At 57.3% G+C, this 24,050-nt stretch carries 35 protein-coding genes; 33 read left to right on the plus strand and 2 right to left on the minus strand.

Annotated features, from left to right (window positions below):
• Positions 1 to 7 precede the first annotated feature (7 nt).
• The 28 genes from rplD (at position 8) to bfr (ending at position 15,000) form a co-directional block, all read left to right on the plus strand.
• Positions 8 to 610 carry a 50S ribosomal protein L4 gene (rplD, locus tag Q8X48_RS27360; protein WP_003228735.1) on the plus strand — a complete coding sequence of 201 codons (603 nt, stop codon included), beginning with the start codon at positions 8 to 10 and terminating at the stop codon, positions 608 to 610.
• Positions 607 to 906, plus strand: a complete 300-nt coding sequence (gene rplW / locus Q8X48_RS27365; RefSeq protein ID WP_002555488.1) for a 50S ribosomal protein L23 — start codon at positions 607 to 609, stop codon at positions 904 to 906. Before rplD ends, rplW begins: the two co-directional genes overlap by 4 nt.
• A gap of 14 nt (positions 907 to 920) precedes the next feature.
• Positions 921 to 1,745, plus strand: coding sequence for a 50S ribosomal protein L2 (gene rplB, locus Q8X48_RS27370; RefSeq protein WP_003228734.1), 825 nt, complete (start codon positions 921 to 923; stop codon positions 1,743 to 1,745).
• A gap of 16 nt (positions 1,746 to 1,761) precedes the next feature.
• Complete coding sequence (gene rpsS, locus Q8X48_RS27375) at positions 1,762 to 2,037, plus strand: 30S ribosomal protein S19 (protein ID WP_002555486.1); 276 nt, start codon at positions 1,762 to 1,764, stop codon at positions 2,035 to 2,037.
• Between the two features lie 11 nt (positions 2,038 to 2,048).
• Positions 2,049 to 2,381, plus strand: a complete 333-nt coding sequence (gene rplV, locus Q8X48_RS27380; protein ID WP_003103908.1) for a 50S ribosomal protein L22 — start codon at positions 2,049 to 2,051, stop codon at positions 2,379 to 2,381.
• Positions 2,382 to 2,394: 13 nt separating this feature from the next.
• On the plus strand, positions 2,395 to 3,081 hold the full coding sequence (gene rpsC / locus Q8X48_RS27385; RefSeq protein WP_007970424.1) for a 30S ribosomal protein S3: 687 nt from the start codon (positions 2,395 to 2,397) through the stop codon (positions 3,079 to 3,081).
• Between the two features lie 12 nt (positions 3,082 to 3,093).
• On the plus strand, positions 3,094 to 3,507 hold the full coding sequence (gene rplP / locus Q8X48_RS27390; protein WP_003228729.1) for a 50S ribosomal protein L16: 414 nt from the start codon (positions 3,094 to 3,096) through the stop codon (positions 3,505 to 3,507).
• Positions 3,507 to 3,698 (plus strand): 50S ribosomal protein L29, encoded by a 192-nt coding sequence (gene rpmC / locus Q8X48_RS27395; RefSeq protein ID WP_002555481.1) that lies wholly within the window; start codon positions 3,507 to 3,509, stop codon positions 3,696 to 3,698. The genes rplP and rpmC overlap by 1 nt, the downstream gene beginning before the upstream one ends.
• Positions 3,699 to 3,700: 2 nt before the next feature.
• The gene (gene rpsQ / locus Q8X48_RS27400) at positions 3,701 to 3,967 is read left to right on the plus strand and encodes a 30S ribosomal protein S17 (protein WP_003176419.1); all 267 of its coding nucleotides are present in this window, start codon (positions 3,701 to 3,703) and stop codon (positions 3,965 to 3,967) included.
• Between the two features lie 23 nt (positions 3,968 to 3,990).
• Positions 3,991 to 4,359: a 50S ribosomal protein L14 gene (rplN, locus tag Q8X48_RS27405; RefSeq protein WP_002555479.1), complete on the plus strand. Its 369-nt coding sequence runs from the start codon at positions 3,991 to 3,993 to the stop codon at positions 4,357 to 4,359.
• Between the two features lie 11 nt (positions 4,360 to 4,370).
• Positions 4,371 to 4,685 carry a 50S ribosomal protein L24 gene (rplX, locus tag Q8X48_RS27410; RefSeq protein WP_095059509.1) on the plus strand — a complete coding sequence of 105 codons (315 nt, stop codon included), beginning with the start codon at positions 4,371 to 4,373 and terminating at the stop codon, positions 4,683 to 4,685.
• A 22-nt stretch (positions 4,686 to 4,707) separates the two neighbouring features.
• Entirely contained in the window at positions 4,708 to 5,247 is a 540-nt protein-coding gene (gene rplE / locus Q8X48_RS27415; RefSeq protein ID WP_003210069.1) for a 50S ribosomal protein L5, read from the plus strand.
• A gap of 13 nt (positions 5,248 to 5,260) precedes the next feature.
• The gene (gene rpsN / locus Q8X48_RS27420; protein WP_003176414.1) at positions 5,261 to 5,566 is read left to right on the plus strand and encodes a 30S ribosomal protein S14; all 306 of its coding nucleotides are present in this window, start codon (positions 5,261 to 5,263) and stop codon (positions 5,564 to 5,566) included.
• A 209-nt stretch (positions 5,567 to 5,775) separates the two neighbouring features.
• A complete protein-coding gene (gene rpsH, locus Q8X48_RS27425; protein ID WP_003186040.1) occupies positions 5,776 to 6,168 on the plus strand; it encodes a 30S ribosomal protein S8 in 393 nt (130 codons plus the stop codon).
• Between the two features lie 12 nt (positions 6,169 to 6,180).
• Positions 6,181 to 6,714 carry a 50S ribosomal protein L6 gene (gene rplF, locus Q8X48_RS27430; protein ID WP_003176412.1) on the plus strand — a complete coding sequence of 178 codons (534 nt, stop codon included), beginning with the start codon at positions 6,181 to 6,183 and terminating at the stop codon, positions 6,712 to 6,714.
• Between the two features lie 10 nt (positions 6,715 to 6,724).
• The gene (gene rplR, locus Q8X48_RS27435; RefSeq protein ID WP_003186037.1) at positions 6,725 to 7,075 is read left to right on the plus strand and encodes a 50S ribosomal protein L18; all 351 of its coding nucleotides are present in this window, start codon (positions 6,725 to 6,727) and stop codon (positions 7,073 to 7,075) included.
• Positions 7,076 to 7,078: 3 nt separating this feature from the next.
• Positions 7,079 to 7,579, plus strand: a complete 501-nt coding sequence (gene rpsE / locus Q8X48_RS27440; RefSeq protein WP_003186035.1) for a 30S ribosomal protein S5 — start codon at positions 7,079 to 7,081, stop codon at positions 7,577 to 7,579.
• A gap of 2 nt (positions 7,580 to 7,581) precedes the next feature.
• Entirely contained in the window at positions 7,582 to 7,758 is a 177-nt protein-coding gene (gene rpmD / locus Q8X48_RS27445; protein WP_003176408.1) for a 50S ribosomal protein L30, read from the plus strand.
• Between the two features lie 3 nt (positions 7,759 to 7,761).
• Positions 7,762 to 8,199 (plus strand): 50S ribosomal protein L15, encoded by a 438-nt coding sequence (gene rplO, locus Q8X48_RS27450; protein ID WP_407800896.1) that lies wholly within the window; start codon positions 7,762 to 7,764, stop codon positions 8,197 to 8,199.
• Positions 8,200 to 9,528, plus strand: coding sequence for a preprotein translocase subunit SecY (gene secY / locus Q8X48_RS27455; RefSeq protein ID WP_015097035.1), 1,329 nt, complete (start codon positions 8,200 to 8,202; stop codon positions 9,526 to 9,528).
• 24 nt (positions 9,529 to 9,552) lie between these two features.
• Positions 9,553 to 9,669, plus strand: coding sequence for a 50S ribosomal protein L36 (rpmJ, locus tag Q8X48_RS27460; protein WP_002555468.1), 117 nt, complete (start codon positions 9,553 to 9,555; stop codon positions 9,667 to 9,669).
• Between the two features lie 130 nt (positions 9,670 to 9,799).
• Positions 9,800 to 10,156 (plus strand): 30S ribosomal protein S13, encoded by a 357-nt coding sequence (rpsM, locus tag Q8X48_RS27465; protein ID WP_009045849.1) that lies wholly within the window; start codon positions 9,800 to 9,802, stop codon positions 10,154 to 10,156.
• Positions 10,157 to 10,186: 30 nt separating this feature from the next.
• Positions 10,187 to 10,576 carry a 30S ribosomal protein S11 gene (gene rpsK, locus Q8X48_RS27470; RefSeq protein WP_002555466.1) on the plus strand — a complete coding sequence of 130 codons (390 nt, stop codon included), beginning with the start codon at positions 10,187 to 10,189 and terminating at the stop codon, positions 10,574 to 10,576.
• A gap of 18 nt (positions 10,577 to 10,594) precedes the next feature.
• Positions 10,595 to 11,215 (plus strand): 30S ribosomal protein S4, encoded by a 621-nt coding sequence (rpsD, locus tag Q8X48_RS27475; protein ID WP_003176404.1) that lies wholly within the window; start codon positions 10,595 to 10,597, stop codon positions 11,213 to 11,215.
• A gap of 22 nt (positions 11,216 to 11,237) precedes the next feature.
• Positions 11,238 to 12,239, plus strand: a complete 1,002-nt coding sequence (locus Q8X48_RS27480) for a DNA-directed RNA polymerase subunit alpha (RefSeq protein WP_007970428.1) — start codon at positions 11,238 to 11,240, stop codon at positions 12,237 to 12,239.
• A gap of 42 nt (positions 12,240 to 12,281) precedes the next feature.
• Positions 12,282 to 12,668 carry a 50S ribosomal protein L17 gene (rplQ, locus tag Q8X48_RS27485; RefSeq protein ID WP_007970429.1) on the plus strand — a complete coding sequence of 129 codons (387 nt, stop codon included), beginning with the start codon at positions 12,282 to 12,284 and terminating at the stop codon, positions 12,666 to 12,668.
• Between the two features lie 264 nt (positions 12,669 to 12,932).
• Positions 12,933 to 14,387, plus strand: coding sequence for a catalase (locus tag Q8X48_RS27490; RefSeq protein ID WP_407800899.1), 1,455 nt, complete (start codon positions 12,933 to 12,935; stop codon positions 14,385 to 14,387).
• A 148-nt stretch (positions 14,388 to 14,535) separates the two neighbouring features.
• The gene (gene bfr / locus Q8X48_RS27495) at positions 14,536 to 15,000 is read left to right on the plus strand and encodes a bacterioferritin (RefSeq protein ID WP_007970123.1); all 465 of its coding nucleotides are present in this window, start codon (positions 14,536 to 14,538) and stop codon (positions 14,998 to 15,000) included.
• A gap of 64 nt (positions 15,001 to 15,064) precedes the next feature.
• On the opposite strand, the gene uvrA is transcribed toward bfr, so the two are convergent.
• On the minus strand, positions 15,065 to 17,899 hold the full coding sequence (gene uvrA, locus Q8X48_RS27500; RefSeq protein ID WP_095965776.1) for an excinuclease ABC subunit UvrA: 2,835 nt from the start codon (positions 17,897 to 17,899) through the stop codon (positions 15,065 to 15,067).
• A 191-nt stretch (positions 17,900 to 18,090) separates the two neighbouring features.
• On the opposite strand from uvrA, the gene Q8X48_RS27505 reads away from it, so the two are divergent.
• The gene (locus Q8X48_RS27505) at positions 18,091 to 19,488 is read left to right on the plus strand and encodes an MFS transporter (RefSeq protein WP_015097032.1); all 1,398 of its coding nucleotides are present in this window, start codon (positions 18,091 to 18,093) and stop codon (positions 19,486 to 19,488) included.
• A gap of 9 nt (positions 19,489 to 19,497) precedes the next feature.
• Entirely contained in the window at positions 19,498 to 20,010 is a 513-nt protein-coding gene (locus tag Q8X48_RS27510) for a single-stranded DNA-binding protein (RefSeq protein ID WP_095965774.1), read from the plus strand.
• A gap of 103 nt (positions 20,011 to 20,113) precedes the next feature.
• Here Q8X48_RS27510 and Q8X48_RS27515 read toward each other — a convergent pair whose 3' ends face one another.
• Entirely contained in the window at positions 20,114 to 20,662 is a 549-nt protein-coding gene (locus tag Q8X48_RS27515) for a cysteine hydrolase family protein (protein WP_407800901.1), read from the minus strand.
• Positions 20,663 to 20,762: 100 nt separating this feature from the next.
• Here Q8X48_RS27515 and Q8X48_RS27520 point away from each other — a divergent pair, with 100 nt between their 5' ends.
• From Q8X48_RS27520 to Q8X48_RS27530, 3 genes are all read left to right on the plus strand, one after another.
• Positions 20,763 to 21,755, plus strand: coding sequence for a GlxA family transcriptional regulator (locus Q8X48_RS27520; RefSeq protein ID WP_407800903.1), 993 nt, complete (start codon positions 20,763 to 20,765; stop codon positions 21,753 to 21,755).
• A 301-nt stretch (positions 21,756 to 22,056) separates the two neighbouring features.
• Positions 22,057 to 23,166, plus strand: coding sequence for a DUF3182 family protein (locus tag Q8X48_RS27525; RefSeq protein ID WP_407800905.1), 1,110 nt, complete (start codon positions 22,057 to 22,059; stop codon positions 23,164 to 23,166).
• On the plus strand, positions 23,156 to 23,914 hold the full coding sequence (locus Q8X48_RS27530; RefSeq protein WP_007970134.1) for an alpha/beta hydrolase family protein: 759 nt from the start codon (positions 23,156 to 23,158) through the stop codon (positions 23,912 to 23,914). Before Q8X48_RS27525 ends, Q8X48_RS27530 begins: the two co-directional genes overlap by 11 nt.
• The last annotated feature ends 136 nt before the right edge of the window (positions 23,915 to 24,050 follow it).

Below are 24,050 nucleotides of genomic sequence, written 5' to 3' on the forward strand. Positions count from 1 at the left end.
AGCTGACATGCAATTAAATGTAAATGACGCTCAAGCGATCGAAGTTTCCGAACTGACATTTGGCGGCGAATTCAACGAGACGCTGGTTCACCAAGCAGTCGTGGCCTACATGGCCGGCGGCCGTCAGGGTTCCAAGCAGCAAAAGACCCGTTCCGACGTTCGTGGTGGCGGCAAGCGCCCATGGCGTCAGAAAGGTACTGGCCGTGCTCGTGCCGGTACTATCCGTAGCCCAATCTGGCGTGGCGGCGGTACCACTTTCGCAGCTCGTCCTCAGGATCACTCCCAGAAGCTGAACAAGAAGATGTATCGCGCAGCAATGCGTTCCATCCTTGCTGAGCTGGTGCGTACTGATCGTCTGGTCGTGGTTCAGGATTTCGCCGTTGAAACGCCGAAAACCAAAGACCTGCTGGGCAAGCTGAACAACATGAGCCTGACCGACGTTCTGATCGTGTCGGACGCTGTTGATCAGAACCTGTACCTGGCTGCTCGTAACCTGCCACACGTAGATGTACGTGACGTGCAAGGTTCCGATCCAGTTAGTCTGATCGCATACGACAAGGTGTTGATCACCGTGTCGGCCGTGAAGAAATTCGAGGAGCTGCTGGGATGAACCAGGAACGCGTATTTAAAGTTCTGCTTGGCCCGCACGTTTCCGAGAAGGCTACGGTTCTGGCAGACAAGAAAGGCCAGTTCGTTTTCAAGGTTGCTACTGACGCAACCAAGCTGGAAATCAAGAAGGCCGTCGAAAGCCTGTTCAGCGTGAAAGTAGAGCGTGTAACTACCCTGAATGTTCTGGGTAAGAGCAAGCGCACTGCTCGCGGTCTGGGCAAGCGTAATGACTGGAAGAAGGCAGTTATCTCCCTTCAGCCAGGCCAAGATCTCGATTTCAGCAGCAGTGCTGAGTAAGGAAGGGGTGCATCATGGCAATCGTTAAATGCAAACCGACTTCCCCTGGCCGCCGTTTTGTGGTCAAGGTGGTCAACCAGGAGCTGCATAAAGGCGCTCCTCACGCACCGCTGCTCGAGAAGAAATCGAAGACTGGTGGTCGTAACAACAATGGCCGTATTACCACTCGTCACATCGGTGGTGGTCATAAGCAGCATTACCGTATGGTCGATTTCCGTCGCAACGACAAAGATGGCATCGTCGCCACTGTCGAGCGTATCGAATACGATCCAAACCGTACTGCTCACATCGCACTGCTCTGCTACGCAGACGGCGAGCGCCGCTACATCATCGCCCCTAAAGGCGTGAGTGCTGGCGACCAGCTGATCGCAGGCGCTCTGGCTCCAATCAAGCCAGGCAACGCTCTGCAACTGCGCAACATTCCAGTCGGTTCTACCGTACACGGCATCGAACTGAAGCCAGGTAAAGGCGCACAGATCGCTCGTTCCGCTGGTGCTTCGGCTCAGCTGATCGCTCGTGAAGGCGTGTACGTTACCCTGCGTCTGCGTTCCGGTGAAATGCGTAAAGTCCTGGCTGAATGCCGTGCGACCCTGGGCGAAGTCTCGAACTCCGAGCACAGCCTGCGTTCGCTGGGTAAAGCCGGTGCCAAACGCTGGCGTGGCGTTCGCCCAACCGTTCGTGGTGTTGCCATGAACCCGGTTGACCACCCACATGGTGGTGGTGAAGGTCGTACCTCTGGTGGTCGTCATCCGGTATCGCCATGGGGCTTCCCGACTAAGGGCGCGAAGACTCGTGGTAATAAGCGTACCGACAAAATGATCGTCCGTCGTCGCAAGTAAATAGAGGGATACGACAGTGCCACGTTCTCTGAAAAAAGGTCCTTTTATCGATCTTCACCTACTGAAGAAGATCGAAGTGGCGGCGGAAAAGAACGATCGCAAACCGGTGAAAACCTGGTCGCGTCGTTCGATGATCCTGCCACAAATGGTCGGTCTGACCATCGCAGTACACAACGGTCGTCAGCACGTCCCAGTTCTCGTGAACGAAGACATGGTCGGCCACAAACTGGGCGAGTTCGCCGGTACCCGCACTTATCGCGGGCACGTGGCAGACAAGAAAGCCAAGCGTTAAGGGGTTAGGAAATGGAAGTAGCCGCTAAGTTGTCGGGCGCTCGAATCTCCGCCCAGAAAGCCCGCTTGGTCGCCGACCAGATCCGCGGGAAGAAGGTGGGCGAAGCGCTCAACCTGTTGGCTTTCAGCAGTAAGAAAGCCGCCGAGATCATGAAGAAAGTGCTGGAGTCGGCCGTAGCCAACGCCGAGCATAACGAAGGCGCAGACGTTGATGACCTGAAGGTCAGCACCGTTTTCGTCAACGAAGGGCGTTCGCTGAAGCGCATCATGCCACGTGCCAAAGGCCGTGCTGATCGCATCGTCAAGCGGTCTTGCCATATCACTGTCAAGGTTGCTGACAAGTAACGGAGTCGAAGAGATGGGTCAGAAAGTACATCCCATTGGCATTCGCCTGGGAATCGTCAAGGAGCACACCTCCGTCTGGTACGCAGACGGTCGGACTTATGCGGACTATTTGCTCGCAGATCTGAATGTGCGTGAGTACCTCCAAGACAAACTAAAAAGCGCGTCCGTAAGCCGTATCGATATCCATCGTCCGGCCCAAACTGCACGCATCACCATCCACACCGCTCGTCCAGGTATCGTTATCGGGAAGAAAGGTGAAGATGTTGAGAAACTGCGTCAGGACCTGACCAAGCAAATGGGTGTGCCTGTGCACATCAATATCGAAGAGATCCGCAAGCCGGAGCTCGACGGTATGCTGGTTGCGCAGAGCGTAGCTCAGCAGCTGGAGCGTCGCGTAATGTTCCGTCGTGCTATGAAGCGCGCCGTACAGAACGCCATGCGCATTGGTGCCAAAGGCATCAAAATCCAAGTGAGCGGTCGTCTCGGCGGTGCTGAAATCGCACGTACTGAATGGTATCGCGAAGGTCGTGTGCCATTGCACACCCTGCGTGCCGACATCGACTATGCCAACTACGAAGCTCACACCACTTACGGTGTGATCGGTGTAAAGGTTTGGATCTTCAAAGGCGAAGTAATTGGTGGTCGCCAAGAAGAACTGAAACCACAAGCACCAGCGCCTCGTAAAAAAGCTGCTAAGTAAGGGGTACGCCAAATGTTGCAACCAAAGCGTACGAAGTTCCGCAAGCAAATGACTGGTCACAACCGTGGCCTGGCATTGCGCGGTAGCAAAGTCAGCTTCGGCGAGTTCGCGCTGAAGTCTGTTGCTCGTGGTCGTCTCACCGCTCGTCAGATCGAGTCAGCGCGTCGTGCACTGACCCGTCACGTAAAACGTGGTGGCAAGATCTGGATCCGTGTATTCCCGGACAAGCCGATCTCCAAAAAGCCTCTCGAGGTTCGGATGGGTAAAGGTAAGGGTAACGTGGAATACTGGGTTGCCCAGATTCAGCCAGGCAAAGTCCTGTATGAAATCGAGGGTGTTTCTGAAGAGCTGGCGCGTGAGGCTTTCGCCCTGGCTGCTGCAAAGCTGCCGCTCGCCACCTCCTTTGTTAAACGGACGGTGATGTGATGAAAGCGAATGAACTTCGTGAAAAATCCGCACAGCAGCTGAACGAGCAACTGCTCGGCCTGCTGCGCGACCAGTTCAATCTGCGTATGCAGAAAGCAACTGGCCAGTTGGGGCAGTCTCATCTGCTCTCGCAAGTTAAGCGTGACATCGCTCGCGTGAAGACTGTGCTCAACCAGCAGGCAGGTAAGTAATCATGGCTGAAGCCGAAAAAACTGTCCGTACGCTGACTGGCCGTGTTGTCAGCGACAAGATGGACAAAACCATCACCGTTCTGATCGAGCGTCGCGTTAAGCACCCGATCTACGGTAAATACGTTAAGCGTTCGACTAAGCTGCACGCGCACGACGAAACCAATCAGTGCCACATCGGCGACAAAGTCACTATTCGTGAAACTCGTCCTTTGGCCAAGACCAAGTCTTGGGCGCTGGTTGATGTTCTCGAACGCGCTGTGGAAGTCTAAGGACTAGGGGTCGGAGAAATTATATGATTCAGACTCAATCCATGCTCGATGTGGCCGATAACAGCGGCGCTCGCCGCGTTATGTGCATCAAGGTGCTGGGTGGCTCCCATCGTCGTTACGCTGGTATCGGTGACATCATCAAAGTTACCGTCAAGGAAGCAATTCCTCGCGGTAAGGTGAAAAAAGGCCAAGTGATGACTGCTGTTGTAGTCCGCACTCGTCACGGCGTACGTCGTGCTGATGGCTCCATTATCCGCTTTGATGGCAACGCTGCTGTTCTGTTGAACAACAAGCAAGAGCCGATCGGCACCCGTATCTTTGGGCCAGTGACCCGTGAACTTCGTACTGAGAAGTTCATGAAGATCGTCTCGCTCGCCCCAGAAGTGCTGTAAGGAGATCCGACATGCAAAAGATTCGTCGTGACGACGAGATCATCGTGATCGCCGGCAAAGACAAAGGTAAGCGCGGTAAGGTGCTTAAGGTTCTCGCTAACAACCGTTTGGTTATTGGTGGTCTGAACCTGGTCAAGCGTCATACCAAGCCTAACCCGATGTCGGGCGTGCAGGGCGGTATCGTCGAAAAAGAAGCTCCACTGGATGCTTCTAACGTCGCCATTTTCAACAGCGAAACCAACAAGGCTGACCGCGTTGGTTTCAAAGTAGAAGACGGCAAGAAAATTCGTGTCTTCAAGTCGACCCAAAAAGCGGTTGATGCTTGAACACTGCTAGGTAGATGAGACCATGGCACGACTAAAAGAGATTTACCGGAAGGAAATTGCTCCGAAACTTAAGGAAGAACTTAAGCTTTCGAACGTGATGGAAGTTCCGCGCGTTACCAAAATCACCCTGAACATGGGTCTGGGCGAAGCGATCGGCGACAAAAAAGTCATCGAGCACGCTGTTGCTGACCTGGAAAAGATCACCGGCCAGAAAGTCGTTGTGACCTACGCTCGCAAATCCATCGCTGGCTTTAAAGTCCGTGAAGGTTGGCCGATCGGCGTCAAAGTGACCCTGCGCCGTGAGCGTATGTACGAGTTCCTGGATCGTCTGCTGTCGATCTCCCTGCCTCGGGTTCGCGACTTCCGCGGCCTGAATGCCAAGTCCTTCGATGGTCGTGGCAACTACAGCATGGGCGTGAAAGAGCAGATCATCTTCCCGGAAATCGACTACGACAAGATCGATGCTCTCCGCGGTCTGGACATCACCCTGACCACCACTGCCAAGAACGATGATGAAGGCCGCGCTCTGCTGCGTGCGTTCAAATTCCCGTTCCGCAACTGATTGGAGTAGGACCATGGCCAAGATGAGCATGAAAAACCGCGAGCTGAAGCGTCAGCTCACGGTTGCCAAGTACGCCAAGAAGCGTGCAGCACTGAAAGCTATCATCGTTGATCTGAACGCAAGTCCAGAAGCGCGTTGGGAAGCTACAGTAGCCCTGCAGAAGCAGCCACGTGACGCAAGCGCTTCGCGCATGCGTAACCGCTGCCGCCTGACCGGTCGTCCACACGGCGTTTACCGCAAGTTCGGCCTCGGCCGTAACAAGCTGCGTGAAGCTGCCATGCGTGGTGACGTACCGGGTCTGGTTAAAGCCAGCTGGTAAGTACTGTCAAAGTCTCGGTGTCCAGGATCGCAAGATCCTGACCACCGGTGGCCTTGAATCTGGATCAAGCCCCTTTTGGGGCTTGATTCATTTCTGGGGTGTGTCTAGAATACCCGGCTCGCCTGAGCCCGTGTTTTTCATGCCCGGAGATTCTCGGCGACACGTAATAGCCGCAAGGCTAATTTTTTTGTATTAGGAGCGTCTAGCCCATGAGTATGCAGGACCCGTTAGCGGACATGCTAACTCGTATCCGTAATGCCCAGATGGCTGAAAAGTCCGTCGTAAGCATGCCATCTTCCACGTTGAAGGTAGCTGTTGCCAAAGTCCTGAAGGACGAAGGTTACATTGCGGGTTATCAGATCAGCAGCGAAATCAAACCACTGCTGTCCATCGAGCTGAAGTACTTCGAAGGCCGTCCGGTTATCGAAGAAGTGAAGCGCGTTAGCCGTCCAGGCCTGCGTCAGTACAAGTCCGTCGATGATCTGCCAAAAGTTCGTGGCGGTCTCGGTGTGTCTATCGTCTCCACCAACAAGGGTGTGATGACTGATCGTGCTGCGCGCGCTGCCGGTGTCGGCGGCGAAGTTCTTTGCACTGTGTTCTAAGGGGGGATAAGCATGTCTCGCGTCGCTAAGAACCCCGTTAAGCTGCCAGCCGGTGTCGAAGTAAAATTCGCAGGCCAACAGCTTTCGGTGAAGGGTGCCAAGGGCACTCTCGAACTGAACATCCATTCGTCCGTTGAGATCGTTGAAGAAGCTGGTGAGCTGCGTTTCGCTGCTCGCAATGGCGATCAACAGACTCGCGCAATGGCTGGTACCACTCGTGCGTTGGTAAACAACATGGTCCAAGGCGTAAGCCAAGGCTTCGAGCGCAAGCTCCAGCTGGTCGGTGTTGGTTACAAAGCGCAAGCAAAAGGCACAGTGCTGAACCTGGCTCTTGGCTTCTCGCACCCAGTGGATTACGAACTGCCGGAAGGCATCACCGCTGAGACTCCTAGCCAGACCGATATCCTGATCAAGGGCATCGACAAGCAGCTGGTAGGTCAAGTGGCCGCCGAGATCCGCGACTTCCGTCCACCAGAGCCGTACAAAGGCAAAGGTGTGCGCTACGCGGACGAAGTCGTCCGTCGTAAAGAAGCCAAGAAGAAGTAGGGCATAGCAAATGACCGACAAAAAAGTTACTCGACTGCGTCGCGCTCGCAAAGCACGCCTGAAAATGCACGAACTCGAAGTCGTGCGTCTCTGCGTGTTCCGCTCTTCGCAGCACATCTACGCCCAGGTCATTTCGGCCGACGGCAACAAAGTCCTGGCAAGCGCCTCGACTTTGGATAAAGAACTGCGTGATGGTGCCACCGGCAACATCGACGCGGCCACTAAGGTTGGCCAGCTGGTCGCTACGCGTGCTAAGGCCGCTGGCGTCTCGCAGGTGGCTTTCGACCGCTCTGGCTTCAAGTACCACGGCCGCGTTAAAGCGCTGGCTGATGCTGCTCGTGAAGCTGGGCTGGAGTTCTAAGTTATGTCAAATAACGACCAAAAGCGCGACGAAGGCTACATCGAGAAGCTGGTTCAAGTTAACCGCGTAGCCAAAACCGTTAAAGGCGGCCGTATCTTCACTTTCACCGCGTTGACCGTGGTTGGTGATGGTAAGGGCCGTGTTGGCTTCGGCCGTGGCAAGTCGCGTGAAGTGCCTGCTGCGATCCAGAAGGCAATGGAAGCTGCTCGCCGCAACATGATCCAGGTTGATCTGAACGGCACCACCCTGCAGTACGCAATGAAGTCCGCTCACGGCGCTTCGAAGGTGTACATGCAGCCTGCTTCTGAAGGTACCGGTATCATCGCTGGCGGCGCTATGCGTGCTGTCCTCGAAGTTGCTGGCGTTCAGAACGTTCTGGCCAAGTGCTACGGCTCGACTAACCCGGTAAACGTGGTTCACGCCACTTTCAAGGGTTTGAAAGCAATGCAGTCTCCTGAATCCATTGCCGCCAAGCGTGGCAAAAGCGTCAAGGAGATCTTCTGATCATGGCTACCGTTAAAGTTACGCTGATCAAAAGCATGACCGGCCGCATCCCTAACCACAAGCTGTGCGTTAAGGGTCTGGGTCTGCGTCGCATCGGTCACACTGTAGAAGTCCAGGATACTCCCGAGAATCGCGGGATGATCAACAAGGCTTACTACATGCTGCGTGTCGAGGGTTAATCGATGAAACTCAATGATCTGAGTCCAGCGCCGGGTTCCCGTCGCGAAAAGCATCGTCCGGGCCGTGGTATCGGTAGCGGTTTGGGTAAGACTGGTGGCCGTGGTCACAAAGGTCAGACCTCTCGCTCCGGTGGCACCATTGCTCCAGGCTTTGAAGGCGGTCAACAGCCGCTGCATCGTCGCCTGCCGAAGTTCGGTTTCGTTTCCCTGAAAGCCATGGATCGCGCAGAAGTGCGTCTGTCCGAGCTGGCCAAAGTGGATGGCGACATCGTCACCGTGCAGTCCCTGAAAGATGCCAACGTGATCAACGTCAACGTACAGCGTGTGAAAATCATGCTGTCCGGTGAAGTGACTCGCGCTGTCACTATCGGCAAGGGAATCGGCGCCACCAAAGGTGCGCGTGCGGCTATCGAAGCAGCTGGCGGCAAGTTCGAGGAATAAATGGCTAAGCAAGGTGCTCTCTCTGCGCTCGGCAAAGGCGGTATGTCTGAACTCTGGGCTCGTCTGCGTTTTCTGTTCCTGGCGATTATCGTCTACCGAATAGGCGCACACATCCCGGTTCCAGGTATCAACCCGGACCGACTCGCGGACCTGTTTCGACAGAATGAGGGGACCATTCTTAGCTTGTTCAACATGTTTTCCGGCGGCGCGCTGGAGCGGATGAGCATCTTTGCACTGGGGATCATGCCGTACATCTCGGCATCGATCATCATGCAACTGATGACCGCCGTCAGCCCGCAGCTGGAGCAGTTGAAGAAGGAAGGTGAAGCTGGCCGTCGCAAGATAAGCCAGTACACCCGCTACGGCACTGTCGTCCTCGCTCTCGTCCAGGCCATTGGCATGTCCATTGGTCTGGCGGGGCAGGGCGTTTCGTTCACTGCTGACTTCAGCTTTCATTTCGTTGCGGTAACCACATTTGTGGCAGGCGCGATGTTCATGATGTGGCTGGGTGAGCAGATCACTGAGCGTGGTGTAGGCAACGGTATCTCGATGTTGATCTTCGCAGGTATCGTCGCCGGTCTTCCGAGAGCGATCGGGCAGTCTTTCGAGTCTGCACGTCAGGGTGATATCAACATCTTCGCCCTGGTTGCCATCGGTTTGCTGGCAGTAGCGATTATCGGTTTCGTGGTGTTCATTGAGCGTGGTCAGCGTCGTATTGCTGTTCACTACGCCAAGCGTCAGCAGGGCCGCAAGGTCTTCGCTGCGCAGACCAGCCACTTGCCGCTGAAGGTGAACATGGCCGGTGTTATTCCGGCTATTTTCGCGAGCAGCATTTTGCTGTTCCCGGCTTCGTTGGGTGCCTGGTTCGGTCAGTCTGAAGGTATGGGCTGGTTGCAGGACATCTCGCAGTCGATCGCTCCTGGTCAGCCGTTGAATATTCTGCTGTTTAGTGCAGGGATTATTTTCTTCTGCTTCTTCTATACGGCGTTGATGTTCAATCCGAAAGACGTAGCGGAAAACCTGAAGAAGTCCGGTGCCTTTATTCCGGGTATCCGTCCAGGTGAGCAGTCTGCGCGCTACATTGATGGCGTTCTGACTCGCTTGACCATGTTCGGTGCTCTTTACATGACGGCCGTCTGCCTGTTGCCCCAGTTCCTGGTGGTTGCAGCGAACGTACCGTTCTACCTTGGCGGGACCTCGTTGCTGATCGTCGTCGTGGTTGTGATGGACTTCATGTCCCAAGTACAATCGCACCTCGTTTCGCACCAGTACGAATCCCTGATGAAGAAAGCCAACCTGAAGGGTTACGGCAGCGGCATGCTGCGCTGACCCATAAGGTTCGAGGAGTTGGTGATGAAAGTTCGTGCATCGGTGAAAAAGCTGTGCCGTAACTGCAAGATTATTCGCCGCGAAGGTGTTGTTCGAGTAATTTGCAGCGCGGAACCGCGTCACAAACAGCGCCAAGGCTGAGTGTGATTGTGCTTCAAGCCCGGCAGCTAGTGCGCTGCCGGGTTGATTATTTGTTATTACAGCGATATTATCTCGCGCCCTATTTCTTGGCTTCCGGGGCGTAGGTAGCTGTCAATTGGAGTCCCACTGAATGGCCCGTATTGCAGGCGTTAACATTCCAGATAACAAGCATACTGTTATCTCGCTGACCTACATCTATGGTGTTGGTCGCACTACTGCACAGAAAATTTGTGCAGAGACTGGGGTAAACCCAGCAGCAAAGATCAAAGATCTGAGCGACGAGCAGATTGAACAGCTGCGTGGCGAAGTGGCGAAGTTCACCACTGAAGGTGACCTGCGTCGCGAAATCAACATGAAAATCAAGCGCTTGATGGACCTCGGTTGCTATCGCGGTCTGCGTCATCGTCGCGGTCTTCCAGTGCGCGGTCAGCGTACCAAGACCAACGCGCGTACCCGTAAAGGTCCGCGTAAGCCGATCCGCAAGTAATCGCCCCAGCGAATCGACAGGAATTTAATCATGGCAAAACCTGCTGCTCGTCCTCGTAAAAAAGTTAAAAAGACAGTGGTTGATGGCATCGCCCACATCCATGCATCTTTTAACAACACCATCGTGACCATCACCGACCGTCAAGGTAACGCTCTTTCCTGGGCTACCTCCGGTGGTTCGGGTTTCCGCGGTTCCCGCAAGTCCACCCCGTTTGCTGCTCAGGTAGCTGCTGAACGTGCTGGTCAAGCTGCGCTGGAATACGGCCTGAAAAACCTCGACGTCAACGTCAAAGGTCCAGGTCCAGGTCGTGAATCCGCAGTCCGCGCTTTGAACGGCTGTGGCTACAAGATCGCCAGCATCACCGACGTGACGCCAATCCCGCACAACGGGTGCCGTCCGCCGAAGAAGCGCCGCGTGTAATCCAGGAGATTGTAAAGAATGGCTCGTTACATTGGTCCAAAATGCAAACTCGCTCGTCGCGAAGGCACCGATCTCTTCCTGAAGAGCGGCGTGCGCGCGATCGAATCGAAGTGCAACATTGAAGCAGCACCTGGTATCCACGGCCAACGCCGCGGTCGCCAGTCCGACTACGGCACCCAACTGCGTGAAAAGCAGAAGGTCCGTCGTATCTACGGCGTTCTCGAGCGTCAATTCAGCGGCTACTACAAAGAAGCTGCTGGCAAGAAAGGTGCAACCGGTGAGAACCTGCTGCAACTGCTCGAATGCCGTCTGGACAACGTTGTATACCGTATGGGCTTTGGTTCGACTCGTGCCGAATCCCGTCAGCTGGTATCGCACAAGTCGATCAGCGTAAACGGTCAGACCGTTAACGTACCGTCCTACCAGGTTCGTGCTGGTGACGTGGTTGCTGTTCGCGAGAAAGCAAAAAATCAACTTCGCATTGTCCAAGCTCTCGATCTGTGTGCCCAACGTGGCCGCGTAGAATGGGTAGAAGTAGACACTGAGAAGAAGTCGGGCGTTTTCAAGAACGTTCCAGCTCGCAGTGATCTGTCCGCCGACATCAACGAAAGCCTGATTGTCGAGCTCTACTCCAAGTAAGGGCTAGAAAATAGGTGCATCCATGCAGATTTCGGTAAATGAGTTCCTGACACCCCGCCACATTGATGTGCAGGTTGTCAGTCCAACCCGCGCCAAGATCACTCTCGAGCCTCTCGAGCGTGGTTTCGGCCATACCCTGGGCAACGCGCTGCGCCGCATCCTGTTGTCCTCAATGCCCGGCTGTGCAGTAGTCGAGGCCGAGATTGACGGTGTGCTCCACGAGTACAGCGCCATCGAAGGTGTACAGGAAGACGTCATTGAAATCCTGTTGAACCTTAAAGGTCTGGCTATCAAGCTGCACGGTCGTGACGAAGTTACGCTGACCTTGTCGAAGAAGGGTTCGGGGGTGGTTACCGCTGCCGATATTCAGCTGGATCATGATGTCGAGATCGTTAATCCCGATCACGTAATCGCTAACCTGGCGTCTAACGGCGCCCTGAACATGAAGCTCGTAGTAGCTCGTGGTCGTGGTTATGAACCGGCAGACTCGCGTCAGAGCGATGAAGACGAAAGCCGCAGCATCGGTCGCTTGCAGCTTGACTCTTCGTTCAGCCCGGTTCGCCGTATCGCATACGTGGTGGAAAACGCCCGTGTCGAGCAGCGTACTAACCTGGACAAGCTGGTTATTGATCTGGAAACCAACGGTACTCTGGATCCTGAAGAGGCTATTCGCCGCGCTGCAACCATCCTGCAACAGCAGTTGGCTGCGTTCGTCGACCTCAAGGGTGACAGTGAGCCAGTGGTTGTCGAGCAGGAAGACGAGATCGATCCGATCCTGCTTCGCCCGGTTGACGATCTGGAACTGACTGTACGTTCGGCTAACTGCCTTAAGGCGGAAAACATTTACTACATCGGTGACCTGATTCAGCGTACCGAAGTGGAACTGTTGAAGACTCCGAACCTGGGCAAGAAATCCTTGACTGAAATCAAGGACGTTCTGGCCTCCCGCGGTCTGTCCCTCGGCATGCGCCTCGACAACTGGCCGCCTGCAAGTCTTAAGAAGGACGACAAGGCGACTGCCTGATCGTCGTAATCACCGAACGTAGTGTTTGGTAAGGAATGAACCATGCGTCATCGTAAAAGTGGTCGTCACCTGAGCCGCACCAGCTCGCACCGCAAGGCCATGTTCCAAAACATGGCGGTGTCGCTGTTCGAGCACGAGCTGATCAAAACGACTCTGCCAAAAGCCAAAGAACTGCGCCGCGTTGCCGAGCCGCTGATCACTCTGGCCAAGACAGACAGCGTTGCTAACCGTCGTCTGGCTTTCGACCGTACTCGTTCGAAAGCTATCGTTGGTAAGCTCTTCAACGACCTGGGCAAGCGTTACGCTACCCGTGAGGGTGGCTACCTGCGCATCCTCAAGTGCGGTTTCCGCGCTGGCGACAACGCGCCTATGGCGTACGTCGAGTTGGTTGATCGTGCTACTGCTGGCGAAGCTGTATCCGCCGAGTAAGACGTCAGTCTGAAACAAGGAACCGGGCCTAGTGCCCGGTTTTTTGTGCCTGTAAGAAACGCGCCGTTTGTACAAGCGTCTTCATCGTCCACATCGTCCACATCGTCCACATCGTCCACATCGTCATGATGTGATGGGGATGATCATTAGTTTTTATCTATCGATGTCTGCAAGCTAATGAATTTGTAGCTGTCGTATTGATGATCAATACTCCTTCTCAGCCGATAGCCGGCAGTTCAAGACCGACAGAGGAAGGAAGATCGCATGAGCCAAAACAAAACGCTTACCACCGCCAGTGGCGCTCCTGTTGCCGATAACCAGAATTCCCGTTCTGCTGGCCCTCGTGGCCCGCTGCTGCTCGACGACTTTCATCTGATCGAGAAGCTTGCCCATTTCAACCGTGAAAACATCCCCGAGCGCCGTGTGCACGCCAAAGGCTCGGGTGCCTACGGTACGTTCACAGTGACGCGTGATATCACTCAATACACCAGTGCGAAACTGTTTGAGGCGGTCGGCAAGCAGACCCCGACTTTCCTGCGGTTTTCCACCGTGGGTGGTGAGCGCGGTTCGGCCGATACCGAGCGCGATCCACGCGGGTTTGCCTTGAAGTTCTACACCGAGGAAGGCAACTGGGACATTGTCGGCAATAACACGCCAGTGTTCTTCATTCGTGACCCATTGAAGTTTCCAGACTTTATCCACACCCAGAAGCGTTTGCCGCAAAGCAACCTGAAAAGTGCCCAGGCGATGTGGGACTTCTGGTCGCATTCGCCCGAGGCGTTGCACCAGGTCACCATCCTGTTCTCCGACCGGGGTATCCCTGACGGGTACCGCCACATGCACGGTTTTGGCAGCCACACGTACAGCCTCATCAACGCTCAAGGCGAGCGCCACTGGGTGAAGTGGCACTACAAGACCCGGCAGGGAATCAAGAACCTTGCTCCCGCTGAGGCTGCGCGCCTGGCGGGTACAGATCCGGATTACGCCCAGCGCGACTTGTTCAATGCCATCGAGCAGGGCGACTTCCCGAAATGGCGCGTGTGCATTCAGATCATGAGCGAGTCTCAGGCGGCAGCGCACTACGAGAACCCGTTTGATGTCACCAAAACCTGGTCGCAAAAAGAGTTTCCACTGATTGAAGTCGGAGAGTTGGAGCTCAATCGCAATCCGCAGAACTACTTCGCGGAAGTCGAGCAGGCGGCGTTCGGTCCCAGCAACATGGTTCCAGGCGTTGGTTTGTCGCCGGATCGTATGCTGCAAGGTCGGGTCTTTGCCTACGCGGATGCTCACCGCTACCGTGTCGGCACCAATCACCAACAGTTGCCAGTCAACGCTCCGCGCAGTCCGGTCAACACTTATCAGCGCGATGGATCGATGGCCTTTGGCAGCAATGGCGGTGCGGCGCCGAACTACGAGCCAAACAGCTACGTGGAATCGCCGAAGCAGGCACCTCGTTATGCAGAGCCTGCATTGGCCCTCAGTGGTGCCGCCGATCGTTACGACCACCGCGAAGATACTGATTACTACAGTCACGCCGGCGCGTTGTTCCGCTTGATGTCTGAAGAGCAGAAATCACTGCTGGTCAGCAACATCGCCGGTGCGATGGCGGGGGTGACGAGTGATGTGGTTGATCGCCAGCTGCAACATTTCTACAAAGCTGACCCGGCGTATGGAGAAGCAATCGCAAAGCTGCTCAACGTACAGCTTAACGAAGTCTAAATGAGAAGCAGAACCGCCCTTGTTTGGGCGGTTTTTGCGTTATTTCAGCTGGTTTTCTCAGAATATCTTCGCTTTTATTGCGTCTTGCGAGTGACGATAGGGGCATGTTGGTTCAAACTACAACTTTCAAGCAGGGAGATGTAGGGCGATGCAAGGCCACCCAGATGTGATCGATTACCTCAACACGTTGCTGACCGGCGAACTGGCCGCGCGTGATCAATATTTCGTCCATTCGCGGATGTATGAGGACTGGGGTTTCACCAAGCTCTACGAACGAATCAACCACGAGATGGAAGAGGAAGCAGGGCACGCTGATGCCTTGATGCGCCGGATCCTGATGCTCGAAGGTACTCCGCGCATGCGTCCGGACGATCTCGATGTCGGCACCACGGTGACCGAGATGCTCGAGGCGGATTTGCGCCTGGAATACAAGGTGCGGGCTGCGCTGTGCAAAGGCATCAAGCTCTGCGAGCAGCACAAGGACTACGTCAGCCGCGAAATGCTGCGGGTTCAATTGCATGACACCGAAGAAGATCACACTTACTGGCTCGAAAAGCAGCTGGGTCTGATCAAGTTGATCGGGCTTGAGAACTACCTGCAATCCCACGCCTGATTCAGCGAATACAAAAAAGCCCCTGACACCGATGAAGTGACAGGGGCTTTTTCATGGCGCCCGGTTAAGCCCGGTCCCGCTCCAGCAGCGGCTTGAGGTAATAGCCGGTATGAGATTGCTTCATCTCTGACACTTCCTCCGGTGTACCGACGGCGATGATCTGACCGCCTTTGGAACCACCTTCCGGACCGAGGTCCACCAGCCAGTCGGCGGTCTTGATCACGTCCAGGTTGTGCTCGATGACCACCACGGTGTTGCCGTGGTCGCGCAGGCGATGCAGCACGTCCAGCAGTTGCTGGATATCCGCGAAGTGCAGCCCGGTGGTCGGTTCATCGAGGATGTACAGGGTCTTGCCGGTATCACGCTTGGACAATTCGCGAGACAGCTTCACCCGCTGGGCTTCACCTCCGGAGAGCGTGGTCGCCGATTGCCCCAGCTTGATGTACGACAGGCCGACATCCATCAACGTTTGCAGCTTGCGCGCCAGGGCCGGTACGGCATCGAAGAACACCCGCGCTTCCTCGATGGTCATCTCGAGGGTTTCGTGGATGCTCTTGCCCTTGTACTTGATCTCCAGGGTTTCACGGTTGTAGCGCTTGCTCTTGCACACGTCGCACGGCACGTAGATGTCCGGCAGGAAGTGCATTTCGACCTTGATCAGGCCGTCGCCCTGGCAGGCTTCGCAACGCCCGCCCTTGACGTTGAAGGAGAAGCGCCCCGGGCCGTAGCCCCGGGAGCGGGACTCCGGCACGCCGGCGAACAACTCGCGGATCGGCGTGAACAGTCCGGTATAGGTCGCCGGGTTGGAGCGCGGTGTGCGGCCGATCGGGCTCTGGTCGATGTCGACGACCTTGTCCAGGTGCTCCAGGCCCTTGATGCTGTCGTGGGCGGCCGCCTCAAGCGTCGTTGCGCCGTTCAGCGCGGTGGCGCTCAACGGGAACAGCGTGTTGTTGATCAGCGTCGATTTACCCGAGCCGGACACGCCGGTCACACAGGTCAGCAAGCCGATCGGAATCTCCAGGTCGACATTGCGCAGGTTGTTGCCGCGCGCGCCCTTGAGCGACAGCGTCAGCTTCTTGTTGCGCGGCGTACGTTTGGCCGGGACTTCGATTTTCACCCGGCCCGACAGGTATTTGCCCGTCAGCGAGTCCGGGTGCGCCATGACCTCGGCCGGTGTGCCTTCGGCGACGATATGCCCGCCGTGCACGCCGGCGCCCGGGCCGATGTCGACCACGTAGTCGGCCAGGCGGATCGCGTCTTCGTCGTGCTCAACCACGATCACCGTGTTGCCGATATCGCGCAGGTGCTTGAGGGTGCCCAGCAGCCGGTCGTTATCGCGCTGATGCAGGCCGATGGAGGGTTCGTCGAGGATGTACAGGACACCCACCAGGCCGGCGCCAATCTGGCTGGCCAGGCGAATGCGCTGGGCCTCGCCACCGGACAAGGTGTCGGCACTGCGGTCCAGCGACAGATAGTCGAGGCCGACGTTGACCAGAAACTGCAGGCGTTCGCGGATTTCCTTGAGGATCTTGTCGGCAATTTCGCCACGCCGACCGGTGAGCTTGAGCCCGCCAAAATAATCGGACGCATCGCCGATCGGCAGGTTGGTCACCGCCGGCAGGGTTTTCTCGCCGACCCAGACGTGCCGCGCTTCACGCCGCAGACGGGTGCCACGGCAATCCGGGCACGACTGGGTGCTGAGGAATTTGGCCAGCTCCTCGCGCACCGATGCCGATTCTGTTTCGCGGTAACGGCGCTCCAGGTTCGGCACGATGCCTTCGAACGGGTGCGAGCGTTTGACGATGTCGCCGCGGTCGTTCAGGTATTTGAAATCGACGTTTTGCGAACCGCTGCCATGCAGGATGAATTTCTGCTGGTCGGCGGGCAGTTCGTTGAACGGCACTTCCAGGCTGAACTTGTAGTGCGCGGCCAGTGAGCCGAGCATCTGGAAGTAATAGACGTTACGCCGGTCCCAGCCACGAATCGCCCCTTCGGCCAGGGTCAGTTCGCCGTTGACCAGGCGCTTGATGTCGAAGAACTGCTTTACCCCCAGACCATCACAGGTCGGACAGGCGCCGGCCGGGTTGTTGAAGGAGAACAGCTTGGGTTCAAGCTCGCTGATGGCGTGGCCGCAGATCGGGCAGGCGAAGCGTGCGGAGAAGATCATCTCTTCACCCGGTTCGTTGTCCATCGGCGCTACCAGGGCGATGCCGTCCGCCAGTTTCAGCGCGGTTTCAAAGGATTCGGCCAGGCGTTGTTGCAGGTCGGCGCGAACCTTGAAACGGTCGACCACGACATCGATGGTGTGTTTTTTCTGCTTGTCGAGCTTGGGGGCTTCGTCCAGCTCGTAAAGCTTGCCGTTGATTCGGGCGCGGACAAAACCCTGTGCGCGCAGTTCTTCGAAAACCGACAGGTGCTCGCCTTTGCGCTCGCGGATGACCGGGGCCAACAGCATCAGTTTGCTGCCCTCCGGTTCGGCGAGGACCAGGTCGACCATCTGGCTGACGGTCTGCGCTTCCAGCGGAATGTCGTGGTCCGGGCAACGGGGGATGCCCACGCGGGCATACAGCAGGCGCAGGTAATCGTAGATTTCGGTAATGGTGCCGACTGTCGAACGCGGGTTGTGCGAGGTGGACTTCTGTTCGATGGAGATCGCCGGCGACAGGCCTTCGATGGTGTCGACGTCGGGTTTTTCCATCATCGACAGGAACTGCCGGGCATAAGCCGACAGCGATTCGACGTAGCGGCGCTGGCCTTCGGCGTACAAGGTGTCGAAAGCCAGGGATGACTTGCCGGAGCCGGACAGGCCGGTGATGACGATCAGCTTGTCCCGTGGCAGGGTCAGGTCGATGTTCTTCAGGTTGTGGGTTCGAGCCCCACGAATCAGGATCTTGTCCAAGGTGGCCTCGCTCGGCGGGCGTCGAAAACGTAGGAGTATACGGCCAAATACTGGATGGATGCACACTATCAAACGAGAGGGCTACTGTCTTACATGAAGAGTGTGTCAGCAATGCGCGTCAAAGCGTCGCGATATACCCCGCCAATCGATCGGACTGGTAGAATCGCCGCCGGTTCACATGAGGTTTTTCCATGCACGATCCCCACAGCGAGCGCATGAGTGGTAGCGAGACCCGCGCGGCAAGCGGTCTGGCCCTGGTGTTCGCCTTCCGTATGCTTGGCATGTTCATGGTGTTGCCGGTACTGGCGACCTATGGGATGGATCTGGCCGGAGCCACGCCGGCCCTGATCGGTCTGGCGATTGGTGCTTATGGCCTGACCCAGGCAGTTTTCCAGATTCCGTTCGGTTTCATTTCCGACCGCATCGGCCGTCGCCCGGTGATTTACCTGGGCTTGATCGTCTTTGCCCTCGGCAGTCTGCTCGCCGCCAATGCCGATTCGATCTGGGGCGTGATCGCCGGGCGAATCCTGCAGGGTGCCGGGGCGATTTCCGCCGCGGTCATGGCCTTGCTGTCCGACCTGACCCGCGAGCAGCACCGGACCAAGGCCATGGCCATGATCGGCATGACCATCGGCCTGTCGTTTGCGGTGGCCATGGTGGCCGGCCCGCTGTTGACCCGCGCCTTCGGGTTGTCCGGGCTGTTCCTCGCCACGGGCGGCATGGCGCTGTTCGGCATCGTGATCGTGATGTTCATGGTGCCGCGCTCCACCGGCCCGTTGCAGCACCGTGAGTCCGGTGTCGCGCGCCAGGCGTTGATGCCGACCCTCAAGCATCCGGACCTGCTGCGCCTGGACCTGGGCATTTTTGTCTTGCACGCGATGTTGATGTCCAGCTTCGTCGCCTTGCCCCTGGCGCTGGTCGAGAAAGCCGGGTTGCCCAAAGAGCAGCACTGGTGGGTGTACCTGACCGCGCTGCTGATTTCTTTCTTCGCCATGATTCCGTTCATTATCTACGGCGAGAAGAAACGCAAAATGAAACGAGTTTTACTCGGCGCCGTCGTGACGTTGATGCTCACTGAGCTATTCTTCTGGCAGTTCGGCGACAGCTTGCGGTCTCTGGTGATCGGTACGGTGGTGTTCTTCACCGCGTTCAATCTGCTGGAGGCTTCATTGCCGTCGCTGATCAGCAAGGTTTCACCGGCAGGTGGCAAGGGCACGGCGATGGGGGTTTATTCCACCAGCCAGTTCCTCGGCTCGGCACTGGGGGGAATCCTCGGTGGCTGGCTGTTCCAGCATGGCGGTCTGTCGGTTGTATTCCTCGGATGCGCCGGTCTGGCTGCCCTCTGGCTGGCCTTTGCTGTTACCATGCGCGAACCTCCCTACGTCACAAGCCTGCGCTTGCCGTTGTCGCCCGAGGCGATCCGCGAAGCGGGTCTGGTCGAGCGCCTGAAGGCGGTCGTAGGGGTAACAGATGCAGTCATCGTCGCGGAAGAGGCGGCGATTTACATCAAACTGGACACCGAACTATTGGATCGCACCACCCTTGAGCGCCTGGTGAACAACCCGGCCGGGGCAGCGTGCGTAGCCTAGGAGAACGTTATGGCCCGTGGGGTTAACAAAGTCATATTGGTCGGCACTTGCGGCCAGGATCCCGAAGTTCGCTACTTGCCTAACGGTAACGCCGTGACCAACCTGAGTCTGGCGACCAGCGAACAGTGGACCGACAAGCAAACCGGCCAGAAAGTCGAAAAGACCGAATGGCACCGTGTATCGATGTTCGGCAAAGTGGCAGAAATCGCCGGCGAATACCTGCGTAAAGGTTCGCAGGTGTACATCGAAGGCAAGCTGCAGACCCGCGAGTGGGAAAAAGACGGTATCAAGCGTTACACCACCGAAATCGTGGTCGACATGCAAGGCACCATGCAACTGCTGGGTGGCCGTCCACAGGGCGACCAGCAGGGCCAGGGCGGCGGTAACTACCAGCAATCCGCGCCGCGCCAGCAGGCTCAACGTCCTGCTCCGCAACAGCAGCCACAGCGTCCGGCCCCTCAACAGGCCGCACCGCAACCGGCGCCGGATTTCGACAGCTTTGATGACGATATTCCGTTCTAAGGCAGCTGCAAGCCTCAAGCTACAAGCAGCAAGCTGATAAAACAAAACCCGCACTTCGGTCTGAAGTGCGGGTTTTTTATGGGCAGTGAAATTTGGTGCAGACTCAGGCTGCGAGGAACTCGTCGGCCGACACCACGCTGGCATAGGCAAACGCCAGGGCCGCCATGAACGCCGCATGAACCTGGGCCGCCGGAACCGACACGCCATTGAATTCCAGGTCACGGGTGGCGCAGGCGTCGTGGATCACGGTCACCGTGTAGCCGAAGTCCGCCGCTGCACGGGTGATGCCATCGACGCACATATGGCTCATGCTGCCCACAACCACCAGTTCTTTGATGCCGTGCTCGTCGAGGATCGATTTCAGCTCGGTTTCGCGGAATGAGTTGACGAAGTGCTTGAGCACCACCGGTTCGTCAGCGCGGTTGATCACTTTGGGGTGCAACTTCGCGCCTTCGGAGTTCGGGGTGAAGAACGGTGCCTCTGCGGAGGTGAATTCGTGGCGGATATGCACCACCGGATCACCGGCATCACGGAAGGCCTTGATCAGGCGGACGGCGTTGTCGGCGGCGGCATCGGCGCCGACCAGTGGCCACTTGCCTTGAGGGAAGTAGTCGTTCTGGATATCGACTACGATGAGCGCTTGCTTGGCCATGACTGTTTCCTCGAAGTGTGTTTGGTGTGGAATGAAGTATTGGCGCTGGCAGGCGGTCCGGGGATTGGCCGCACCGACAATAAGAGGGGGAAAACTGACAATGGACGCAGAAAGGGCAATCGCCGAGCTCGGTGTGCTGATCTATCCTGGCGCGCAGATGGCGGCGGTGCATGGCTTGACGGACCTGTTCGGGGTGGCGAACCGGATCGCCGTCGAGCATCAGGCTGCGCAGCTGCCCCTGCTGCGGGTCAGCCATTGGCAGGTCGAGGGTGATCAGCCGCCGGTCCGGGTCTTCGACAGCCATCCCGGCCCGGAGCGTGCCCTGGTGGCCGTGTTGATCCCGCCATCGATTGCCGGCTTTTCCGAGGGCCAGGCGCCACAAGGCTTGATCCGCTGGTTGCGCGAGCAACATGCCGGCGGCGCGACACTGGGCGGGGTTTGCGTGGGCTCGATCCTGTTGGCTGAAAGCGGCTTGCTCGACGGTCGCAGCGCCACCACTCACTGGACTTCGGCCAAGACCTTTGCCGAACGTTATCCGGCGATACGGCTCAAGGCCGATACGCCGATTGTCGATGACGGCGATCTGATCACCACCGCCGGACTGATGGCGTGGTCTGAACTGGGTTTGCGCCTGGTCAACCGGCTGCTGGGACCGAGCATTGCCAGCAATACCGCGCGTTTTCTGGTGGTGGAACACAGCGATAGCGCCAGCGAGTGCGGCAGCAATTTTGCGCCGATCCTCAGTCATGGCGATGCGGCGATTCTCAAGGTGCAACACTGGCTGCAAAGCACCGGGGCGACCGATGTGTCGCTGGCGGCGATGGCCGAAAAGGCAGGGTTGGAAGAGCGCACTTTCCTGCGACGCTTCCGCACGGCCACCGGGCTCAAACCTACCGAATACTGTCAGCATCTGCGAGTCGGCAAGGCCCGGGAAATGCTCGAATTCACCAACGGCACCATCGACCATATTGCCTGGACGGTTGGTTATCAGGACCCCGGCGCGTTTCGCGCGACATTCAAGAAAATCACCGGACTGGCGCCGAGTGATTATCGGATACGGTTCGGTGTGAGCCCTGGATCGGTTGCACGGTAGTCGCATCACCCCCGATCTCCTGTGGGAGCGAGCTTGCTCGCGATGAGGGCATGACATTCAACATTGATGTGTCTGGAACACCGCTATCGCGAGCAAGCTCGCTCCCACAGGGTCGGGTGTGTGGGCTGGAGTCGTGCAAAATGCCGGAGTATCAAAGGGCGTCGTGCAGAATAAAACAGGCCCCATGCCATCACTTTATACGCAACGGGCTGATTTAAAACCCCTCTTTGCGTAACGGGCCTTGGCCTGATCCCTGCACCCCTTCAGCTACATTCATCAAGCGTTGATTGAAGGGGGATGCATGACCCCAACAAACCGCAAGAAACTGGTGGTTGCCCATTCGGTACTCCCCGACGCGCCGCGGCACGAAGTCGAGACCAACCGTGCGCTGGCGCGCTGGCTGGCGCAGATATTGGGACTCAAGTACGGCGGCAGTTACGATCCGCAATTGCACGACGGTCGGGATCTCTACCTGTTGCCGACCCAGACACTGGTGGGCGCTGAGGCTGCCCGGCAACTGGGGGTCAAGGGACCGGAGGATTTGTGGGGTGGTTATGTCGACCATGATTTCATCTGCACCAAAGCCATCAGTCATGGGCTGCTCAACCACCATGCCCATGCACCGCCAGGCTGGGCTCCTTTGTTTTCCCAGCGGGTACGCAACGTCGTACTCGACGGTCTCAGTGTGTTCTGCCTAAAGGATGCCCGCCCGGCGGCGGAACACCTGTTGTACACCGGGCCAATCCGCCTGAAGCCGATACACGCTTGTGCCGGACGTGGTCAGGAAGTGATCCAGAGCCTCGACGAGTTCGACGAAATTCTGGCCAGGCCAGAAGCTGACGCGACCTTCACCGAAGGTGTGGTGCTGGAGCAGGATCTTGATCAGGTGATTACCCACAGCGTCGGCCAGAGCTTCATCGGCGACAAGGTGCTGAGTTACTGCGGTGATCAATACTTGACCAAAGACGCTGAGGGCGAGGAGGTGTATGGCGGCTCGAACCTGTTGGTGGTGCAGGGCAGCTACGACGATTTGTTGAAGCTGGACCTTGCCGATGACGTGCGGGTGGCTATCAAGCAGGCGCAGGTGTTCGACAGCGCCGCGGATGAAGCCTATCCGCGTTTCTATGCGTCACGGCGCAACTACGACATCGCTCAGGGCATTGATAGCGACGGCAAACAGCGCAGCGGCGTGCTCGAACAATCCTGGCGCATGGGCGGTGCCAGCAGTGCCGAGGTGGCGGCCTTGCAGAGTTTCGTCAACGATCCGGGGATGCGCGCGATTCGTGTGTCTTCGGTGGAAACCTACATCGATCAGCCGCTGCCGGCAGATGCCATCGAGGTGTATCGCGGGCCGGCGCAAAGCAGTGAATTTCTCCTCAAGTACGTAACGGTTAAATCCTATGACGGCTAGAAGCGAATCCATTCAGATCGACATCGATAACGAACAGATGAGCGGGACTTTTCTGAGCCCCAAATCGAAAGTCCCCGGCGTACTCTTCGTGCACGGTTGGGGCGGCAGTCAGGAGCGGGACCTGGAGCGCGCCAAAGGCATCGCCGGTTTGGGGTGCGTATGCCTGACCTTCGACCTGCGCGGGCACACCGGCGGTACCGGAATTCCATTGTCCCGGGTGACCCGGGAGGACAATCTGCGCGACCTGCTGGCAGCCTATGACCGCTTGCTCGCGCATCCGGCCCTCGATACCTCGGCGATTGCCGTGGTCGGCACCAGTTATGGCGGTTATCTGGCCTCGATTCTGACTTCGCTGCGGCCGGTGCGCTGGCTGGCGCTGCGGGTGCCGGCGCTGTACCGCGACGAGCAATGGCACACGCCGAAACGTGACCTGGACAAGCTGGATCTGCGTGATTACCGAGGCACCCTGGTGCGTGCCGACAGCAACCGGGCCTTGCATGCCTGCTCGCAATTTCGCGGGGATGTCCTGCTGGTGCAGTCGGAAACCGACGATTATGTGCCGCACGCGACGATCATGAGCTACCGTGCGGCCTGTCAGCAGACGCACTCAATGACCCACCGCATCATCGACGGTGCCGACCACGCCTTGAGCGACCCGGTTTCCCAGCAGGCCTATACCTCGATCCTTGTCGACTGGATTACCGAGATGGTGGTCGGGGAGCGGTTGAGCATTATTCAATCCCAGTGATTTGCGGTGATCTTGCGACCAATCGCGAGCAGGCTCGCTCCCACAGTGGGCCAGGGTGAACTCAACATGTATGACTTGCGCAGATCAAAGGTGGGAGCGAGCCTGCTCGCGAAGGCGTCCGCAAACACACCCCAAA

It is taken from the genome of Pseudomonas sp. QLc11A (assembly GCF_052112305.1).
GTDB classification, from domain to species: Bacteria; Pseudomonadota; Gammaproteobacteria; order Pseudomonadales; family Pseudomonadaceae; genus Aquipseudomonas; species Aquipseudomonas laurylsulfatiphila.

What these genes read in the sequence shown, in the direction of transcription:
- rplN (WP_002555479.1), top strand. Translation starts at nt 3,991, where the DNA reads ATGATTCAGACTCAATCCATGCTCGATGTGGCCGATAACAGCGGCGCT.
- Q8X48_RS27520 (WP_407800903.1), top strand. Translation starts at nt 20,763, where the DNA reads ATGGACGCAGAAAGGGCAATCGCCGAGCTCGGTGTGCTGATCTATCCT.
- rpsE (WP_003186035.1), top strand. Translation starts at nt 7,079, where the DNA reads ATGTCAAATAACGACCAAAAGCGCGACGAAGGCTACATCGAGAAGCTG.
- rplX (WP_095059509.1), top strand. Translation starts at nt 4,371, where the DNA reads ATGCAAAAGATTCGTCGTGACGACGAGATCATCGTGATCGCCGGCAAA.
- rplV (WP_003103908.1), top strand. Translation starts at nt 2,049, where the DNA reads ATGGAAGTAGCCGCTAAGTTGTCGGGCGCTCGAATCTCCGCCCAGAAA.
- Q8X48_RS27525 (WP_407800905.1), top strand. Translation starts at nt 22,057, where the DNA reads ATGACCCCAACAAACCGCAAGAAACTGGTGGTTGCCCATTCGGTACTC.
- Q8X48_RS27490 (WP_407800899.1), top strand. Translation starts at nt 12,933, where the DNA reads ATGAGCCAAAACAAAACGCTTACCACCGCCAGTGGCGCTCCTGTTGCC.
- rplE (WP_003210069.1), top strand. Translation starts at nt 4,708, where the DNA reads ATGGCACGACTAAAAGAGATTTACCGGAAGGAAATTGCTCCGAAACTT.
- Q8X48_RS27505 (WP_015097032.1), top strand. Translation starts at nt 18,091, where the DNA reads ATGCACGATCCCCACAGCGAGCGCATGAGTGGTAGCGAGACCCGCGCG.
- rplD (WP_003228735.1), top strand. Translation starts at nt 8, where the DNA reads ATGCAATTAAATGTAAATGACGCTCAAGCGATCGAAGTTTCCGAACTG.
- rplF (WP_003176412.1), top strand. Translation starts at nt 6,181, where the DNA reads ATGTCTCGCGTCGCTAAGAACCCCGTTAAGCTGCCAGCCGGTGTCGAA.
- rpsM (WP_009045849.1), top strand. Translation starts at nt 9,800, where the DNA reads ATGGCCCGTATTGCAGGCGTTAACATTCCAGATAACAAGCATACTGTT.
- rpsC (WP_007970424.1), top strand. Translation starts at nt 2,395, where the DNA reads ATGGGTCAGAAAGTACATCCCATTGGCATTCGCCTGGGAATCGTCAAG.
- rpsQ (WP_003176419.1), top strand. Translation starts at nt 3,701, where the DNA reads ATGGCTGAAGCCGAAAAAACTGTCCGTACGCTGACTGGCCGTGTTGTC.
- Q8X48_RS27530 (WP_007970134.1), top strand. Translation starts at nt 23,156, where the DNA reads ATGACGGCTAGAAGCGAATCCATTCAGATCGACATCGATAACGAACAG.
- bfr (WP_007970123.1), top strand. Translation starts at nt 14,536, where the DNA reads ATGCAAGGCCACCCAGATGTGATCGATTACCTCAACACGTTGCTGACC.
- Q8X48_RS27480 (WP_007970428.1), top strand. Translation starts at nt 11,238, where the DNA reads ATGCAGATTTCGGTAAATGAGTTCCTGACACCCCGCCACATTGATGTG.
- rplO (WP_407800896.1), top strand. Translation starts at nt 7,762, where the DNA reads ATGAAACTCAATGATCTGAGTCCAGCGCCGGGTTCCCGTCGCGAAAAG.
- rplR (WP_003186037.1), top strand. Translation starts at nt 6,725, where the DNA reads ATGACCGACAAAAAAGTTACTCGACTGCGTCGCGCTCGCAAAGCACGC.
- Q8X48_RS27515 (WP_407800901.1), bottom strand. Translation starts at nt 20,662, where the DNA reads ATGGCCAAGCAAGCGCTCATCGTAGTCGATATCCAGAACGACTACTTC.
- Q8X48_RS27510 (WP_095965774.1), top strand. Translation starts at nt 19,498, where the DNA reads ATGGCCCGTGGGGTTAACAAAGTCATATTGGTCGGCACTTGCGGCCAG.
- rpmC (WP_002555481.1), top strand. Translation starts at nt 3,507, where the DNA reads ATGAAAGCGAATGAACTTCGTGAAAAATCCGCACAGCAGCTGAACGAG.
- rpmJ (WP_002555468.1), top strand. Translation starts at nt 9,553, where the DNA reads ATGAAAGTTCGTGCATCGGTGAAAAAGCTGTGCCGTAACTGCAAGATT.
- rpsN (WP_003176414.1), top strand. Translation starts at nt 5,261, where the DNA reads ATGGCCAAGATGAGCATGAAAAACCGCGAGCTGAAGCGTCAGCTCACG.
- rpmD (WP_003176408.1), top strand. Translation starts at nt 7,582, where the DNA reads ATGGCTACCGTTAAAGTTACGCTGATCAAAAGCATGACCGGCCGCATC.
- rpsK (WP_002555466.1), top strand. Translation starts at nt 10,187, where the DNA reads ATGGCAAAACCTGCTGCTCGTCCTCGTAAAAAAGTTAAAAAGACAGTG.
- rpsH (WP_003186040.1), top strand. Translation starts at nt 5,776, where the DNA reads ATGAGTATGCAGGACCCGTTAGCGGACATGCTAACTCGTATCCGTAAT.
- secY (WP_015097035.1), top strand. Translation starts at nt 8,200, where the DNA reads ATGGCTAAGCAAGGTGCTCTCTCTGCGCTCGGCAAAGGCGGTATGTCT.
- rplQ (WP_007970429.1), top strand. Translation starts at nt 12,282, where the DNA reads ATGCGTCATCGTAAAAGTGGTCGTCACCTGAGCCGCACCAGCTCGCAC.
- rplP (WP_003228729.1), top strand. Translation starts at nt 3,094, where the DNA reads ATGTTGCAACCAAAGCGTACGAAGTTCCGCAAGCAAATGACTGGTCAC.
- rplW (WP_002555488.1), top strand. Translation starts at nt 607, where the DNA reads ATGAACCAGGAACGCGTATTTAAAGTTCTGCTTGGCCCGCACGTTTCC.
- rplB (WP_003228734.1), top strand. Translation starts at nt 921, where the DNA reads ATGGCAATCGTTAAATGCAAACCGACTTCCCCTGGCCGCCGTTTTGTG.
- rpsD (WP_003176404.1), top strand. Translation starts at nt 10,595, where the DNA reads ATGGCTCGTTACATTGGTCCAAAATGCAAACTCGCTCGTCGCGAAGGC.